Origin of the sequence: Pseudomonas faucium (assembly GCF_021602585.1) — a bacterium.
GTDB classification, from domain to species: Bacteria; Pseudomonadota; Gammaproteobacteria; order Pseudomonadales; family Pseudomonadaceae; genus Aquipseudomonas; species Aquipseudomonas faucium.
Genome location: NZ_BQIP01000030.1, coordinates 18,969 through 34,951, shown reverse-complemented (window position 1 = coordinate 34,951; position 15,983 = coordinate 18,969). Strand labels below are relative to the sequence as shown.

14 protein-coding genes are annotated in these 15,983 nt (G+C 64.4%); 6 read left to right on the top strand and 8 right to left on the bottom strand.

The features are described from left to right. Nucleotides 1–179 precede the first annotated feature (179 nt). On the top strand, nucleotides 180–1,472 hold the full coding sequence (gbcA, locus tag L6D75_RS24640) for a glycine-betaine demethylase subunit GbcA (RefSeq protein ID WP_176516218.1): 1,293 nt from the start codon (nucleotides 180–182) through the stop codon (nucleotides 1,470–1,472). 78 nt (nucleotides 1,473–1,550) lie between these two features. On the opposite strand, the gene L6D75_RS24635 is transcribed toward gbcA, so the two are convergent. After that, the gene (locus L6D75_RS24635; protein ID WP_176516217.1) at nucleotides 1,551–2,372 is read right to left on the bottom strand and encodes an RHS repeat-associated core domain-containing protein; all 822 of its coding nucleotides are present in this window, start codon (nucleotides 2,370–2,372) and stop codon (nucleotides 1,551–1,553) included. 602 nt (nucleotides 2,373–2,974) lie between these two features. Here L6D75_RS24635 and L6D75_RS24630 point away from each other — a divergent pair. Beyond that, nucleotides 2,975–3,193 (top strand): cold-shock protein, encoded by a 219-nt coding sequence (locus tag L6D75_RS24630; RefSeq protein ID WP_176516216.1) that lies wholly within the window; start codon nucleotides 2,975–2,977, stop codon nucleotides 3,191–3,193. A gap of 118 nt (nucleotides 3,194–3,311) precedes the next feature. Here the strand turns inward: L6D75_RS24630 and etfB are convergent, their stop codons facing one another. From etfB to L6D75_RS24600, 6 genes are all read right to left on the bottom strand, one after another. Then, entirely contained in the window at nucleotides 3,312–4,082 is a 771-nt protein-coding gene (gene etfB, locus L6D75_RS24625; RefSeq protein ID WP_176516215.1) for an electron transfer flavoprotein subunit beta, read from the bottom strand. A gap of 10 nt (nucleotides 4,083–4,092) precedes the next feature. Then, a complete protein-coding gene (gene etfA, locus L6D75_RS24620; RefSeq protein ID WP_176516214.1) occupies nucleotides 4,093–5,325 on the bottom strand; it encodes an electron transfer flavoprotein subunit alpha in 1,233 nt (410 codons plus the stop codon). Then, nucleotides 5,325–7,277 (bottom strand): dimethylglycine demethylation protein DgcB, encoded by a 1,953-nt coding sequence (gene dgcB, locus L6D75_RS24615; protein WP_176516212.1) that lies wholly within the window; start codon nucleotides 7,275–7,277, stop codon nucleotides 5,325–5,327. Before dgcB ends, etfA begins: the two co-directional genes overlap by 1 nt. 229 nt (nucleotides 7,278–7,506) lie before the next feature. After that, nucleotides 7,507–9,567: a dimethylglycine demethylation protein DgcA gene (gene dgcA, locus L6D75_RS24610; protein ID WP_176516210.1), complete on the bottom strand. Its 2,061-nt coding sequence runs from the start codon at nucleotides 9,565–9,567 to the stop codon at nucleotides 7,507–7,509. 15 nt (nucleotides 9,568–9,582) lie between these two features. Continuing rightward, on the bottom strand, nucleotides 9,583–10,113 hold the full coding sequence (locus L6D75_RS24605) for a DUF5943 domain-containing protein (RefSeq protein ID WP_176516208.1): 531 nt from the start codon (nucleotides 10,111–10,113) through the stop codon (nucleotides 9,583–9,585). 77 nt (nucleotides 10,114–10,190) lie between these two features. Next, nucleotides 10,191–11,168: a dipeptidase gene (locus L6D75_RS24600; RefSeq protein WP_176516206.1), complete on the bottom strand. Its 978-nt coding sequence runs from the start codon at nucleotides 11,166–11,168 to the stop codon at nucleotides 10,191–10,193. Nucleotides 11,169–11,453: 285 nt separating this feature from the next. Here L6D75_RS24600 and L6D75_RS24595 point away from each other — a divergent pair, with 285 nt between their 5' ends. Then, nucleotides 11,454–11,855: a lysozyme inhibitor LprI family protein gene (locus L6D75_RS24595; RefSeq protein ID WP_176516204.1), complete on the top strand. Its 402-nt coding sequence runs from the start codon at nucleotides 11,454–11,456 to the stop codon at nucleotides 11,853–11,855. Nucleotides 11,856–11,955: 100 nt separating this feature from the next. Here L6D75_RS24595 and L6D75_RS24590 read toward each other — a convergent pair whose 3' ends face one another. Then, nucleotides 11,956–12,900, bottom strand: coding sequence for a GlxA family transcriptional regulator (locus L6D75_RS24590; RefSeq protein WP_176516201.1), 945 nt, complete (start codon nucleotides 12,898–12,900; stop codon nucleotides 11,956–11,958). 146 nt (nucleotides 12,901–13,046) lie between these two features. Between L6D75_RS24590 and choX the strand changes: the two genes are divergently transcribed. From choX to L6D75_RS24575, 3 genes are all read left to right on the top strand, one after another. Next, nucleotides 13,047–13,991: a choline ABC transporter substrate-binding protein gene (gene choX / locus L6D75_RS24585; protein ID WP_176516199.1), complete on the top strand. Its 945-nt coding sequence runs from the start codon at nucleotides 13,047–13,049 to the stop codon at nucleotides 13,989–13,991. Between the two features lie 119 nt (nucleotides 13,992–14,110). Continuing rightward, nucleotides 14,111–14,995, top strand: coding sequence for a 3-dehydrocarnitine:acetyl-CoA trimethylamine transferase CdhC (gene cdhC / locus L6D75_RS24580; RefSeq protein WP_176516197.1), 885 nt, complete (start codon nucleotides 14,111–14,113; stop codon nucleotides 14,993–14,995). Between the two features lie 18 nt (nucleotides 14,996–15,013). Beyond that, nucleotides 15,014–15,979 (top strand): L-carnitine dehydrogenase, encoded by a 966-nt coding sequence (locus L6D75_RS24575; RefSeq protein WP_176516195.1) that lies wholly within the window; start codon nucleotides 15,014–15,016, stop codon nucleotides 15,977–15,979. Nucleotides 15,980–15,983: the final 4 nt, after the last annotated feature.

The following is a 15,983-nucleotide window of genomic DNA, read 5'->3' as shown; positions in this document are numbered from 1 at the left end:
TACAAGGGCTGGGGCGTCGTAATTCAAATCGGCCATGTCGCCCATGGATACGGTTCGCGCCGCCTTCGGACGCACACTCCACGGCAAAAGAAACGGCTGTTCGCGACACACAGCCTTGCGGCACCACAACAACGATTAGCCACCTTTTGCCGGCCGCACACGGCCCCGAGGAATACACGATGGACGTCACCGCAACCCTGAGCCTGGGCGATCCACTGGAACCTGCACGCAAGGCCACCGCCCAGATGCTGCAGACCCGCGAGCGCACCTACTCGCTGCCCCAGCCTTTCTACACCGACGAGCGTCTGTTCCAGATCGACATGCAGGAGATCTTCCACAAGGAATGGCTGATCGCCGGCATGACCTGCGAGATCCCGGCAAAGGGCAACTACATCACCCTGCAGATCGGCAAGAACCCGATCATCGTGGTGCGCGGCGCCGAAGGTAAGGTGCATGCCTTCCACAACGTCTGCCGCCACCGCGGCTCGCGCCTGTGCGTCAGCGAAAAGGGCAAGGTGGCCAAGCTGGTATGCCCGTACCACCAGTGGACCTACGAACTGGACGGCCGCCTGCTGTTCGCCGGCACCGAAATGGGCGCCGATTTCGACATGAACCAGTACGGCCTGAAACCGGTGAACGTGAAGGTCGCCGGCGGCTACATCTTCATCAGCCTGGCGCAGAACCCGCCTGCCATCGATGAGTTCCTGGCCACCCTGGACCACTACATGGAGCCCTACGAGATGGACAACGCCAAGGTGGCGGTGCAAACCACCTTGATGGAAAAGGCCAACTGGAAGCTGGTGCTGGAAAACAACCGCGAGTGCTACCACTGCAACGGTTCGCACCCCGAGTTGCTGCAAACCCTTCTGGAATGGGACGACACCAACGACCCGCGCGCCAGCCAGGACTTCAAGGACCACGTGGCCGCCTCCGCCGCCGCCTGGGAAGCCGAGAAGATCCCGTACCTGCACAAGAGCCACGGCCTGCGTAACCGCATCGTGCGCATGCCGCTGCTCAAGGGCACCGTGTCGATGACCATGGACGGCAAGCAGGCCTGCCAGAAGCTGATGGGCCGCATCAAGAACCCGGACCTGGGCTCGATGCGCATCCTGCACCTGCCGCACTCGTGGAACCACTGCATGGGCGACCACATGATCGTCTTCACCGTGTGGCCGATCAGCGCCCAGGAAACCATGGTCACCACCAAGTGGCTGGTGCACAAGGATGCGGTCGAAGGCGTCGACTACGACCCGGAGCGCATGCGCAAGGTGTGGGACGCCACCAACGACCAGGACCGCCGCCTGGCCGAAGAGAACCAGCGCGGGATCAACTCCAGCGCCTATCAGCCCGGGCCTTACTCGAAGACTTACGAGTTTGGCGTGGTGAACTTCATCGACTGGTACAGCGAGCGTGTGCTGGCCAACCTGGGGGCGGAGCCTGCGCCTTACTTGAAAGAAGTGCAGGCGCAGTAAACCATCGCCGGTGACCTGGCAGCGCTCCGGACTTAACATCTGGAGCGCGCAAGGCGAACCGAATGCTCGGGCAATTTCCTACACCGCGACAACATGGGGCGTCGATCGTAACGACCTGATCCTGCTCGCAGCTTCCGCAAGTCCACTGCCTACGTGTGTAAACCCACGGCCTAGGGTAGAGAGCATCTCGTCCAACATCGTCAAATCCATGAACGTCTCCCCCAATACCCCAGGAATGTCGCGTGGATAAGTTCGCAAGTAGTTGACTACTTCTGTTCCTGCGGCCCAATTGCCTGTCAAACCGCCGCTCAGATTCGTGACCATGTTTCCTAAAGCCAATACATCCACAGCATTCTGAATACCTGGGGTCACCCCGTTGGCGGCAGCGACCACCTGCCCGGCCACACCAAACGCGCCAGTCATGCTGAACTGCTGGTTCGAAACCCTGGCCAGAGTCGTTAGCTCCTTATGAGGGTTTGCCCCCCCGCTAACGCCCCGCGAAGCCGCCCTGCGCCCGACTATATTCTTCATTGTTCGAACGAACGCGCCGCCGAAGGTGGCAGCGCTGGAGAGCACGCCAATGCCCCTGAGTATGACGCCCCAGAATGCCCCATTTGGGTCATGCCGATTTACCGGATCATCGCCACAGTAGGCATACCCATTGATACCTCCCTTGGAAAACGGGCTGAGCGAGTCGTACGTCATGAATCGCATCAGGGCCGGATTATAGAAGCGACGGCCATTGCCCAACGGATAGTTTCCGGTGGACGAATGGCGGTGCTGGCCACAAAAACCAAGCGTCAGTGCCGAGTTGGCTTGCATGAAGCCGTAAGGTGAATAAGCCTGCAGGCCTGGTAACACCGAGCGTTGCAGGTCTGTCGTCAACAAGTAGGTCGCCATACGTTATCCACAGGTTTGAACTGTTTGCAGTACCGTAGCGATGACTTGAAGGTTTGCCTACTGACACAAATACCAGGCAGTTCGCTGATCATTATTTGTTCAAATCAGGCAAGGCACCATGCCTATTGGGCTGCAGCGGACTCCATACACCTTATCCACAGATACACCAACAGAGTTTGTGAGCAACTGCTCAAGCCCTGGCAACCGCATTGTGGATAAGTAGCGGTTTTCAAAGAATCCAGCATCTATCGTAGGTTTTGAGCGTTTTTTGACCAAACCTGCGAAAGGATTGATCTGCGTGGCCTGCAGGCGATATCGAACATATTATCCACAGACCGGCTAACAGCGATTGTGGGTAAAATCGCTAAGTGCATCAGCGTGATGTATCCCGTGTGGATACTTCGCCATGATCAGTTTTTGATCAACGCCTTGCAGGCCACGTGGAATAGAGCCTACAGCCATACGCCAACACTTTATCCACACCTTGGCAAACAGATTCCGTGGGCAACTTGCGCAGGCACCTGACATTTTTGCCAGTTTCGCTTGCTTCGGCTTCGTGATTGATTACAGGCAAGCTAAATGCCATTGATGCGAGGTCACTTATGCACAGGCGCCTGGTCGGCACTGTGAAGTGGTTCCATGGAGTAAACGGAGTGGGAGTGATCAAGGCAGATGACGGTAGCGGGGACTACTTCGTGACGCGTATTGCGATCCTGATGGCGGGTAATGCACAGCTGCTGGAGGGAGAGCGGGTGACGTTCGATCCGATTGTCGAAGGCTTGAGTTGCTGGGCGTTCAATGTAAAGCGAGGGCTGCTGTAGGAGCGGCCTTGTGTCGCGATGGGCCGCAACGCGGCCCCAGGCTGCCGAACCGACTCGAGATTGCCGGGGCTGCTGCGCAGCCCATCGCGACACAAGGCCGCTCCTACACAGGCGCGTGTCAGCGCAGCACGCCCTCTTCCACCAGCAGCTTGAGAATCGCCTCGGCGCCTTCTTGTGGAGAAACATCCTTCAGCACCTTGCCTCCCCCACCACTGGCCTTGGCCGTGGCCGCCTTCATCCGGTCGGCACCGCTCTTGGCCTTGATCACCTTGAGCCGCTTGGGCCGCGGCCGCGCCGGCTGCAGCTCGGCCTCGCCCAGCAGTTCGTCTTCGACGATGGCCACGTTGCGCGCCGCCAGCACGCCCCGGCGCGCCGGGCCAAAGGCGCTCTGACGCGGCTTGGGCGCGGCGTTATCCACAGTCGCCAGCAGCGGCAGGCGCACCTTCAGCCGGCGCCGCTGCCCCCGTGGCAAGGCTTGCAGCACCTGGGCAGTGCCGTTGTCGATCGATTCCACTTCGGCCAGCCCCACCACCAACGGCCAGCCCAGTTTCTCCGCCAGCAGGAACGGCAGCATCCCAGAACCTTCGCCGGTTTCGGCCTGGCTGCCAGTCAGCACCAACTGGGCGCCGGCATCGCGCAGGTAATCGCCGAGCACGCCCAGCACATCAGCGCCGGCCGGCTGCTCCAGCACGTCGAGATGATCCAGGCCCATGCCCAGGTAGGCCCGCAGCGCTTCTTCACGCGGGTCGCCGGCATGCACCACCTGCAAGTTATCCCCAGCCAGCTGCAAGCCCAGCTCCACGGCGCGTGCGTCCTGCTCGGCGCGGCGGGCGCGGCCGGAGCTGGGGTGGGCACCGATGGAAACCAGGCTGATGACTTTCGTACTCATGCTCGTGCCCTTATGCCGCGTCGCGCTGGCCGCCGCTGCGGAAGTTTTCCACAGCCTCGATCAGTGCCTCAAGAATCGCCGAACTGTCGCCAATCACCGACAGGTCGGCCCGTTTGATCATGTCGCAGCCGGGGTCCATGTTGATCGCCACCACCTTGTCGCAGGCACCGATGCCCTGCAGGTGCTGGATCGCACCGGAGATACCCACAGCCACATAAACCCGTGCCGTGACCCAGGTACCGGTGGCGCCCACCTGGCGGTTGCGCGGCATAAAGCCATCGTCCACTGCCACCCGCGAGGCGCCTTCGGTGGCGCCGAGCGCTGCGGTGGCCTTGTGGTAGAGGGCCCAGTCCTTGACGCCGTTGCCGCCGGAGACGATGAACTCGGCCTCGGCCATGGCGATGGTCGCCGGGTCCACGGCCACCGAGCCGAGGTCTTCGATACGCGACAGGCTGCGCGCCACGTTTGTGGACAACTCCACCGGCAACGCCTCGTGGCGGGTTTCGCTGACCGGTTCGGCGCACTCGGCCGCCCCCAGGATCAGGCGCGGCACGGCCCGTTGCAGATCCTGCTGGCCGGCACCGGCGCGGCCGATGCACTGGCCGTCCTTGACCTGCCACACCCGCGTCGCCGGGCGCTCGCCCAGCGCCGCACCCAGGCGCCGGCCCAGTTCGCCGCCACCGCTGCGGCTGTCGGGCAGCAGCCAGTGGCGCGGGGTGAACTGGTTATCCACAGCCCGCAGGCCTTGCACTAATTGCTCCGGTGCATAACCTGCGAAGGCCTCGCCCTCGATGACCAGCAGGCGGTCGACACCAGCTGTGGAAAAGTTGCTTTCCTTGTGCTCGCCGAACACCACCGCCAGCACCGCGCCGTCGCTGCCGGCCAGGCTGTGGGCCAGGCCGAGCAGGTCGCGGTCGTGGCTGCTCAGGCGGCCACCGACCATGTCCGGCACCACGGCGATGAAGAATGCCGGCGCCGGCACCTGGTGCAGCGGCAATTGCACTTCGGCAGCGGCACTGCGCCGCCCACCGACGCCGGTGCCCTGCTGGGCACCGCTGCGGTCGATGCGCTTGATGCCATTGGGGCCGATGAAGCCGGCGGCGATGGCATGCGGGTTCTTGCGCAGCAGGCCGTTGGGGCCCATCCAGCGGGTTTGTTGCGTCTGCAGCGCTGCATGCAGCGGGTGCAGGCGGTTACGGGCAATCCACTCGGCGCGTGGGTCGCGGCGGATGATGTCGCTCATCAGTGCACCTCCGCAGGTTCACGTTTGACCGCTGGCGACTTTGGGGTCGCGGCGGTGTCCTCTTCGATCAGCACATCGGCCACCAGCTCGGCGAGGTCCTTGATCTGTGGGCGCGGTTCGACCACGCCTTCGAGCATCGCGGTGCACTGCGGGCAGCCCACGGCCACCAGCTCCGCCTGGGTTTCGCGGATGTCGTCCATGCGCATGTCGGGGATCCGCTGCTTGCCGGGGATGTCGGTGATCGGCGCACCGCCGCCGCCACCACAGCAGCGCGAACGGAAGCCCGAACGCTGCATCTCGCGCACCTCGATACCCAATGCCTTGAGCACTTCGCGCGGCGCTTCGTACTCGCCGTTGTAGCGGCCCAGGTAGCACGGGTCGTGGTAGGTGACGCTGCCGCCCTTGTGCTGGCCGAGGTTGAGCTTGTTCGCCGCGATCAGCTCGGCGATGTAGGTGCTGTGGTGCTGCACCTGGTAGTCGCCGCCCAGTGCGCCGTACTCGTTCTTGAGCACATGGAAGCTGTGCGGGTCGCAGGTGACGATGCGCTGGAACTTGTACTGGGCCAGCGTCTGGATGTTGCGCTTGGCCAGTTGCTGGAAGGTCGCTTCATCGCCAAGGCGCCGCGCCACATCGCCACTGTCGCGTTCTTCCAGGCCGAGCACGGCGAAGTCCACGCCGGAGGCCTTGAGCACCTTGACGAACGCGCGCAGGGTGCGCTGGTTGCGCATGTCGAAGGCGCCGTCGCCGACCCAGAACAGAATGTCGGTCGTTTTCACCTCCGACAGCAGCTTCAGGTTGAGGTCGGCCGCCCAGTTCATGCGACCACCGGGCGCGAAACCGCCCGGGTTGTCGGTGGCGATCAGGTTGTCCAGCACCTCGGCGCCCTTGTTCGGGGTCGCGCCCTTTTCCAGGGTGAGGTGGCGGCGCATGTCGACGATGGCATCGACGTGCTCGATCATCATCGGGCATTCCTCGACGCAGGCGCGGCAAGTGGTGCACGACCACAGCGTCTCGGCATCGACCAGGCCGTTGACGATCGGCTGGTGCGGGTTGCCGCCATGCTCGCCGATCGGCTTGCCGGGGTACGGGCTGCCGGCGAACTGCGCGTCGGTGCCACCGGCCAGGCCGATGACCATGTCCTGGATGAGTTTTTTCGGGTTCAGCGGCTGGCCGGCGGCGAACGCCGGGCACATGGCCTCGCATTTGCCGCACTGCACGCAGGCGTCGAAGCCCAGCAGCTGGTTCCAGGTGAAGTCGGTCGGTTTTTCCACGCCCAGGGGGGCGTTGCGGTCTTCCAGGTCCAGCGGCTTGAGGCCGGTGGAGCGGCCGCCGCCGAAGCGTTCGGCGCGGCGGTGCCAGGCCAGGTGCAGGGCACCGGCGAAGGCGTGTTTCATCGGGCCGCCCCAGGTCATGCCGAAGAACAGCTCCGACACGCCCCACAGCACGCCCAGGCCGAGCACGCCGACCATCACCCAGCCACCGCTGTTGGCCGGCAGGATGCCGGCCACCGGCAAGGTGGCGATGAAGAAGCTGGCGGCGAACACCAGCAGGCTTTTCGGCAGGCGCATCCACGGGCCCTTGGACAGGCGCGAGGGCGGGTTCAGGCGGCGCTTGAAGACGAAGATGGCGCCGCAGAACATGATCACCGTGGCCACCAGCAAGGCGTAGCCGAGGATCTTGCTGTGCAGGCCGAAGCCATGCACCAGGATCGCCAGCACGGCCGACAGCACGAAGCCGCCGGCGGTGGCCACGTGGGTCTTGGACATGTACTTGTCGCGCTCGACCACGTGGTGCAGGTCCACCAGGTAGCGCCGCGGCATGGCCAGCAGGCCGCCGAGCAGGTCGACCTTGGCCGGCCGGCCGCGGCGCCACATGCGCACCCGGCGCAGGGCGCCGAGCAGCGCCAGGGCAAGGGCCGCGAACAGCAGGATGGGTAGCAGGGTGTTCAACATGGGAGGCTCCCACAACAACAGCTCAATTCTTGCGCCGCTCTCAAGGGCGGCGCGGACCCCTGTAGGAGCGGCCTTGTGTCGCGAAAGGGTCGCGAAGCGGCCCCAAGATCTGTGCTGCTGCGAAGATCTTGGGGCTGCTGCGAAGACCTTGGGGCCGCTTCGCAGCCCTTTCGCGACACAAGGCCGCTCCTACAGGGGGGCCAGTCCCGCCTCTACAACGGCGGTGCGATCAGAAATCCTTGCACAGGCGCAAGGCGTCGTAGATCGCCGCGTGCACGTTGCGCTGGGCCACGCAGTCGCCGATGCGATACAGCAGGTAGCCCTCGCCCGGCTGGCTGAGGATCGGCTGCGGCTTGATGGCGAACAGCGCCTCCACATCGATCTGGCCCTTGTTGCGCGACCCTTCCTTCAGCGCGTAGTACAACGCTTCGTCGGGGCGCACGCCGTTTTCCACCACCACCTGGTCGACCACACGCTCTTCCTTGGCGCCGGTGTATTCGTTTTCCAGCACCGCCACCAGCTTGTCGCCTTCGCGGTAGACCTTCTCCAGCATCATGTCGCCGGTCATGATCACTTCTTTGGGGTACATGCTGCGGTAGTAGGTCGGGAAAGTGGTGCCGCCCATGGCCACGCCCGGCTTGATGTCGTCGGTGACGATCTCGACTTGGCTGCCCTTGTCGGCGATGAAGTCGGCCACCGACATGCCGGTGAATTCGCAGATGGTGTCGTACACCAGCACGTTCTTGCCCGGCGCTACCTTGCCGTCGAGCACGTCCCAGCTGCTGACCACCAGCCCTTCGGCGGCGCCCCAGTGCTCGTTCTGCTCGAGGAACGAATGCCCGCCCACGGCCAGCACGATCACGTCCGGGCGCAGGTCCTGGATGGTCGCCACGTCAGCAGCAGTGCCCAGGCGCAGGTCGACTTTCAGGCGCGCCAGCTCCAGCTGGTACCAGCGGGTGATGCCGGCGATCTGGTCACGTTGCGGTGCCTTGGCGGCGATGGTGATCTGCCCGCCGATCTGCTCCTTCTTCTCGAACAGGGTCACGTCGTGGCCACGTTCGGCGGCCACGCGGGCCGCTTCCATGCCGGCCGGGCCGGCGCCGACCACCACCACCTTGCGCTTGACCCCGGTGGTCTTCTCGATGATGTGCGGCACGCCCATGTATTCACGGGACGTCGCGGCGTTCTGGATGCACAGCACATCCAGGCCCTGGTACTGGCGGTCGATGCAGTAGTTGGCACCGACGCACTGCTTGATCTGGTCGATCTGGCCCATCTTGATCTTGGCGATCAGGTGCGGGTCGGCCATGTGCGCGCGGGTCATGCCGACCATGTCCACGTAGCCGCCTTCGAGGATGCGCGTGGCCTGGTTCGGGTCCTTGATGTTCTGCGCGTGCAGCACCGGGACCTTGACCACTTCCTTGATGCCGGCCGCCAGGTGCAGGAACGGCTCCGGCGGGTAGCTCATGTTGGGGATGACGTTGGCCAGGGTGTTGTGGGTGTCGCAGCCCGAGCCGACCACGCCGATGAAATCGAGCATGCCGGTGCCGTCGTAGTAGGCGGCGATCTGCTTCATGTCCTCGTGGCTGAGGCCATCGGGGTGGAACTCGTCACCGCAGATGCGCATGCCCACGCAGAAGTCGTCGCCGACTTCGGCGCGCACGGCCTTGAGCACTTCCAGGCCGAACTTCATGCGCCCTTCGAAGGTGCCGCCCCATTCGTCGGTACGCTTGTTGACCCGCGGGCTCCAGAACTGGTCGATCATGTGCTGGTGCACCGCCGACAGCTCGACGCCGTCCAGGCCACCTTCCTTGGCACGCCGCGCAGCCTGCGCGTAGTTGCCGATCACCCGCCAGATCTCTTCCACCTCGATGGTCTTGCAGGTGGCGCGGTGCACCGGTTCACGGATGCCCGAGGGCGACATCAGGGTCGGCCAGTTGAAGCCGTCCCAGCGCGAGCGGCGGCCCATGTGGGTAATCTGGATCATGATCTTGGCGCCATGCTTGTGCATGGCGTCGGCCAGGTTCTGGAAGTGCGGGATGATGCGGTCGGTCGACAGGTTGACCGAGGCCCACCATTCCTGCGGGCTGTCGATGGCCACCACCGACGAGCCGCCGCAGATGGCCAGGCCGATGCCGCCCTTGGCCTTCTCTTCGTAGTACTTCACGTAGCGGTCGGTCGTCATGCCGCCGTCAGTGGCGTAGACCTCGGCGTGCGCGGTGCTGAGCACGCGGTTGCGGATGGTCAGTTTGCCGATCTGGATCGGCTGGAACATTGCTTCGAATGCCATGACGCTATCTCCGGCTTACAACGGCTTCGTAACGAACAGGCCATCTTCGTGGCCTTCTTCCGACCCGCCGTAGACCTGCTCGGCCACGGTGCGGATCTTGCTGCCGCGGGCAGCGAGAATCTGGTCCATCGCGCCGGCGAACCAGCCGGTGAACATGTAGTCGACCTTACGCCCGCACTTGCCGTACACGTACACGAACGCCGAGTGCTTGAGCTTGACGCTGCAGGTGCCTTTGTCCAGGTCGATGTCCTGGATCTGGAACAGGCCCCAGCCACGCTGGCTCAGGCGCTTCATGTAGTGCTCGAACACCGCCACGCCTTCCAGGCCATGGCACTCGGCTTCTTTTTCACACCAGTGCCAGGCCGACTTGTAGCCGGCCTTGTAGAGGATCTCGGCGTAGGCGTCGGCGCCCAGCACTTCTTCGATGCCGATGTGGTTGTTGACGAAGAAATGCCGCGGCACGTACAGCATCGGCAGGGCGTCGCTGGTCCAGACACCGGTCTCGCTGTCGACTTCGATTGGCAATTGCGGGGCGATCTTGGCCATGGAAACTCAACTCCATAAAATTTTTTATGTGGGTGCCCCGGCGTTGCTGGCAGGGGCTATCAGGCGTGGAGAGCGGCTTACTCGCCCCAGACGTCCTTGAGGACGTTGACCCAGTTCTCGCCCATGATCTTGCGCACCACGCGCTCGGAGTGGCCGCGCTTGAGCAGGGTTTCGGTGAGGTTGGGGAACTCGCCGACGGTGCGAATGCCGAGCGGGTTGATGATCTTGCCGAAGTTGGTCAGGCGACGGGCGTAGCCCTTGTCGTGGGTCAGGTATTCGAAGAAGTCCTGGCCGTGGCCCTGGGTGAAGTCGGTGCCGATGCCGATGGCGTCTTCACCGACGATGTTCATGGTGTACTCGATGGCTTCGGCGTAGTCGTCGATGGTCGAGTCGATGCCCTTGGCCAGGAACGGCGCGAACATGGTCACGCCGACGAAGCCGCCGTGGTCGGCGATGAACTTGAGCTCCGCATCGGACTTGTTGCGCGGGTGCTCCTTGAGGCCCGACGGCAGGCAGTGCGAGTAGCACACCGGTTTTTTCGATTCGAGGATGACTTCTTCGGATGTCTTGGAGCCGACGTGGGACAGGTCGCACATGATGCCCACGCGGTTCATTTCCGCCACGATCTCGCGGCCGAAGCCCGACAGCCCGCCGTCACGCTCGTAGCAGCCGGTGCCGACTAGGTTCTGGGTGTTGTAGCACATCTGCACGATGCCCACGCCCAGCTGCTTGAACACGTCGACGTAGGCGATCTGGTCTTCGAAGGCATGGGCGTTCTGGAAGCCGAAAAGAATGCCGGTCTTGCCCAGCTCCTTGGCCTTGCGGATGTCGGCGGTGGTGCGCACCGGCATCACCAGGTCGCCGTTCTCGCGGATCAGCTTCTGGCTGGCGGCAATGTTGTCGACGGTGGCCTTGAACCCTTCCCAGACCGACACGGTGCAGTTGGCTGCGGTCAGGCCGCCTTTGCGCATGTCTTCGAACAGCTCGCGGTTCCATTTGGCAATGATCAAACCGTCGATGACGATGCTGTCGGCGTGCAGTTCGGCTGGGCTCATCAGGCTGTCCCCTTTTATTGAGTTGGGTCGCACCGAACGATGTGCCGGCGCTTTGGGGCCAGCATATGCCTGTGCCCCAAGGCGCCCCGATGCAAAAACGACAGGGGGTTTGCCGAAAGCGTCAATGCGCGACATCGGCCCGTCTGGCCCGGCGCCTGGGGATGAGAGACAGTCTCGATAACGACCTGTTGGGGCGTTTCATGAACATTTCGTCAGGGAGCTATCGTCTTGTCGTGGGGTGAGCGAGAATCCCTGCGATTCGTCAGCCTGTTTAGGAGAAAACGGATGAAATCATTGGCATGGCTGGTACTGCTGGCGGTGGTCGGCGTGGCCCAGGCCGGCGAGGAAGAGAGCACGCCGTGCGACAACGTTGAAACCGACCAGCAGACCTATGCCTGCGCGGCGTTCAACAAGCAGACCGCCGAGCGTGAGTTGAAGTTGGCGTATGACGACCTGACCCAGCGTATTCGCGACCAGTATGCCGACGAAGCGGCCCAGGCCACGGCGCTGGTCGAGCGCATGGACGCCGCCGAAAAGCTCTGGACGCAATTGCGTGATGCCGACTGCAAGGTCGAGACCTACGCCGAGAAACCCGGGAGCAAGGCCTTCGAGGCGGCGTGGAACACCTGCGTGGCGCAGCGCAGCGATGACCGCTCGGAGTACCTGCAGACCATCGGGCAGCAGTAGCCTGCACCGGCCTCATCGCCGGCAAGCCGGCTCCCACAAGTGACGCCACAGCCTTTTGTGGGAGCCGGCTTGCCGGCGATGAGGCCGCCACTGACACCCCTCAAACCGCCCGCGCCAGCCGATCCTCCCGGGGGCACCGGGCAAACCGCGCCCGGTAGCAGCGGGTGAAGTACGAAGCCGACTCGAACCCGCACGCCACCGCCACCTCCAGCACATTCATGTCGGTCTGACGCAACAGCTGCCGCGCCTTGTCCAGCCTCAGGCGCAGGTAGAAGCCGCTGGGCGTGTCCTCCAGGTGCAGGCGAAACAGCCGCTCCAGCTGGCGCCGGGTCACTTGCACCGCATCGGCCAGCACCTGGGTATTGAGCGGCTGCTCCAGGTTGCGCTCCATCTCGCCAATCACCTTCACCAGCTTCTTGTTGCTCAGGCCATAACGGCTGGCGATCTGCATGCGCTGGTGGTCCTGGCGCGGGCGGATGCGCCCGAGCACGAACTGCTCCGACACCTGCACCGCCAACTCGCTGCCATGGGCCTGGGCGATCAGGTCGAGCATCAGGTCGATCGACGCCGTGCCGCCAGCGCAGGTGATGCGCCGGCGGTCGATCTCGAACAGCTCCTGGGTCGCCTGCAACCTTGGGTAGCGCTCCTTGAAGGCGTCCAGCGCCTCCCAGTGCAAGGTCGCCCGGTAGCCATCGAGCAGGCCGGCCTCGGCCAGCAGCATGGCGCCGGTGTCGATGCCGCCGAGGATCACGCCGTCGTGGTCGAAGCGGCGCAGGCCCTGCTGCAGCGCCACGCCGTAATGCGCCAGCGGGTCGAAGCCGGCCACCACCAGCAACATCTTGCCCGGCGCCTCCTGCGCCAGCGCGCCATCGGCATTCACCGACATGCCATTGCTCGCCTGCACCGCGCCACCGTCCAGGCTGAGCACGCGCCAGCGGTACAACGGGCCGCGAAAACGGTTGGCCACCCGCAGCGGCTCCAGGGCGCTGATGAAGCCCATGGCGGAAAAGCCCGGCAGCAATAGGAAGTGGATGGTGTCCGGCATCGAATGCTCCACAGTGAAGGTGGTCGCTTGCGTGCAAGTGTTGGTCGCCAGGGTGCGATTTTCCACCCCGCCGCCCGCGTAGCTTATTCACACGGCCCGCAGAGGCCGCCCACCATAACAATATGCACTGCCGATGGAGAGCCACCATGCACAGCTTGATCCGCCGCAGCCTGTTGTCCCTTGCCCTGAGCAGCATCGTCGCCACCCCGCTTTTCGCCGCCGAGCCCGCGGCCTGCAAGAACGTGCGCCTGGGCGTGGTCAACTGGACCGACGTCATCGCCACCAGCGCCATGGCCCAGGTACTGCTCGACGGCCTGGGTTACCAGACCAAGCAGACCAGCGCCTCGCAGCAGATCATCTTTGCCGGTATCCGCGACAAGCGCCTGGACATGTTCCTGGGTTACTGGAACCCGATCATGACCCAGACCATCACCCCATTCATCGACGCGCAGCAGGTCAAGGTGCTGGAAAAGCCGAGCCTGGAAGATGCGCGGGCGACCCTGGCAGTGCCCAAGTACCTGTATGACAAGGGCCTGAAGACCTTTGCCGACATCCACAAGTTCGACAAGGAGTTGGGCGGCAAGATCTACGGCATCGAACCAGGTTCGGGCGCCAACACCCAGATCAAGGCCATGATCACCAAGAACCAGTTCGGCCTGGGCAAGTTCCAGCTGGTCGAGTCCAGCGAGGCCGGCATGCTCGCCGCCGTCGACCGCGCCGTGCGGCGCAAGGAAGCGGTGGTGTTCTTCGGCTGGGCGCCGCACCCGATGAACGTGAACATCGACATGGCCTACCTGGGCGACAGCCAGGATGCCCTGGGCCCGGACGAAGGCCGCGCCACGGTGTGGACGGTGACCGCCCCGGACTACGCCGACCGCTGCCCCAACGCCCACCGCCTGCTGGCCAACCTGAGTTTCAGCGCCGAGGACGAGAGCCGCATGATGCAGCCGCTGCTCGACCACAAGGACGCGCTGGAATCGGCCCGCCAGTGGCTCAAGGACCACCCCGACGACAAGGCCCGCTGGCTTGAGGGTGTGACCACCTTCGATGGCAAGCCGGCCGCAGACAACCTCAAGCTCAGCGCCAACTGACAGATCGCCTCGCGGATAAATCCGCTCCTACAAAACCTTTTGGCCAGGGGGCAGCGCCGCCCCCTGTAGGAGCGGATTCATCCGCGAAAAGCCTCAACCGACCCCACAAGGAACACACGATGAACCACGACGTCATCATCACCTGCGCCCTCACCGGCGCTGGCGACACGGTCGCCAAGAGCCACCTGGTCCCGGTCACCCCCAAGCAGATCGCCGAAGCCGCCGTCGAAGCCGCCAAAGCCGGCGCCACCGTGGTCCACTGCCACGTCCGCGACCCGCAAACCGGCCGCTTCAGCCGCGACGTGAACCTCTACCGCGAAGTCATGGAACGCATCCGCGAAGCCGACGTGGACGTCATCGTCAACCTCACCGCCGGCATGGGCGGCGACCTGGAAATCGGCCCAGGCGAATCGCCCATGGAATTCGGCCCCGGCACCGACCTGATCGGCCCGCTGGAGCGCCTGGCCCACGTCGAGGCGCTGCTGCCGGAAATCTGCACGCTCGACTGCGGCACCCTCAACTTCGGCGACGGCAACGCCATCTACGTCTCCACCCCGGCGCAACTGCGCGCCGGCGCCAAGCGCATCACCGAACTGGGGGTGAAGGCCGAGCTGGAAATCTTCGACACCGGCCACCTGTGGTTCGCCAAGCAGATGATCAAAGAAGGCCTGCTCCAAGACCCGCTGTTCCAACTGTGCCTGGGCATCCCCTGGGGCGCACCGGCCGACACCACCACCATGAAGGCGATGGTCGACAACCTGCCGGCCAACGTCACCTGGGCCGGCTTCGGCATCGGCCGCATGCAGATGCCGATGGCAGCGCAAGCCGTGCTGCTCGGCGGCAACGTGCGGGTGGGCCTGGAAGACAACCTGTACCTGGACCGCGGCGTGCTGGCCAGCAACGGCCAGCTGGTGGAGCGCGCCGCCGAGATCATCACCCGCATGGGTGGCCGCGTACTCAGCCCGGCAGAAGGCCGGGAAAAAATGAACCTCAAGCGCCGCTGATCCCTACTGGAGACCGATATGCCCTTCATCACCGAGATCAAGACCTTCGCCGCCCTGGGTAGCGGCGTGATCGGCAGCGGCTGGGTCGCCCGCGCCCTCGCCCACGGCCTGGACGTGATCGCCTGGGACCCGGCACCGGGTGCCGAGCAGGCGCTGCGCAAGCGCATCGCCAACGCCTGGCCTGCGCTTGAAAAGCAGGGCCTGGCCGCAGGCGCATCACCCGAGCGCCTGACCTTTGTGGCCACCATCGAGGAATGCGTGCGCAACGCCGACTTCATCCAGGAAAGCGCGCCAGAGCGGCTGGACCTCAAGCTCGAGCTGCACGCCAAGATCAGCGCCGCAGCCAAGCCTGACGCCATCATCGGTTCGAGCACCTCGGGCCTGCTGCCCAGCGAGTTCTACGAATCGGCCACGCACCCCGAGCGCTGCGTGGTCGGCCACCCGTTCAACCCGGTGTACCTGCTGCCGCTGGTGGAGATCGTCGGCGGCAACCGCACCGCGCCCGAAGCCATCGAGGCGGCAAAAACCATCTACACCGCCCTCGGCATGCGCCCGCTGCACGTGCGCAAGGAAGTGCCGGGCTTCATCGCCGACCGCCTGCTCGAAGCGCTGTGGCGCGAGGCGCTGCACCTGGTCAACGACGGCGTCGCCAGCACGGGCGAAATCGACGATGCCATCCGCTTCGGCGCCGGTTTGCGCTGGTCGTTCATGGGCACCTTCCTCACCTACACCCTGGCTGGCGGCGATGCGGGCATGCGCCACTTCATGTCGCAGTTCGGCCCGGCGCTGAAACTGCCCTGGACCTACCTGCCAGCCCCCGAGCTGACCGACAAGCTGATCGACGACGTGGTGGACGGCACCTCGGCGCAACAGGGCGAACGCAGCATCGCCGCGCTGGAGCGCTATCGTGATGACACCCTGCTGGCGGTGCTGGACGCGGTGAAGACCAGCAAGGCCAAGCACGGCATGGCCTTTGGCGACTGAGGAG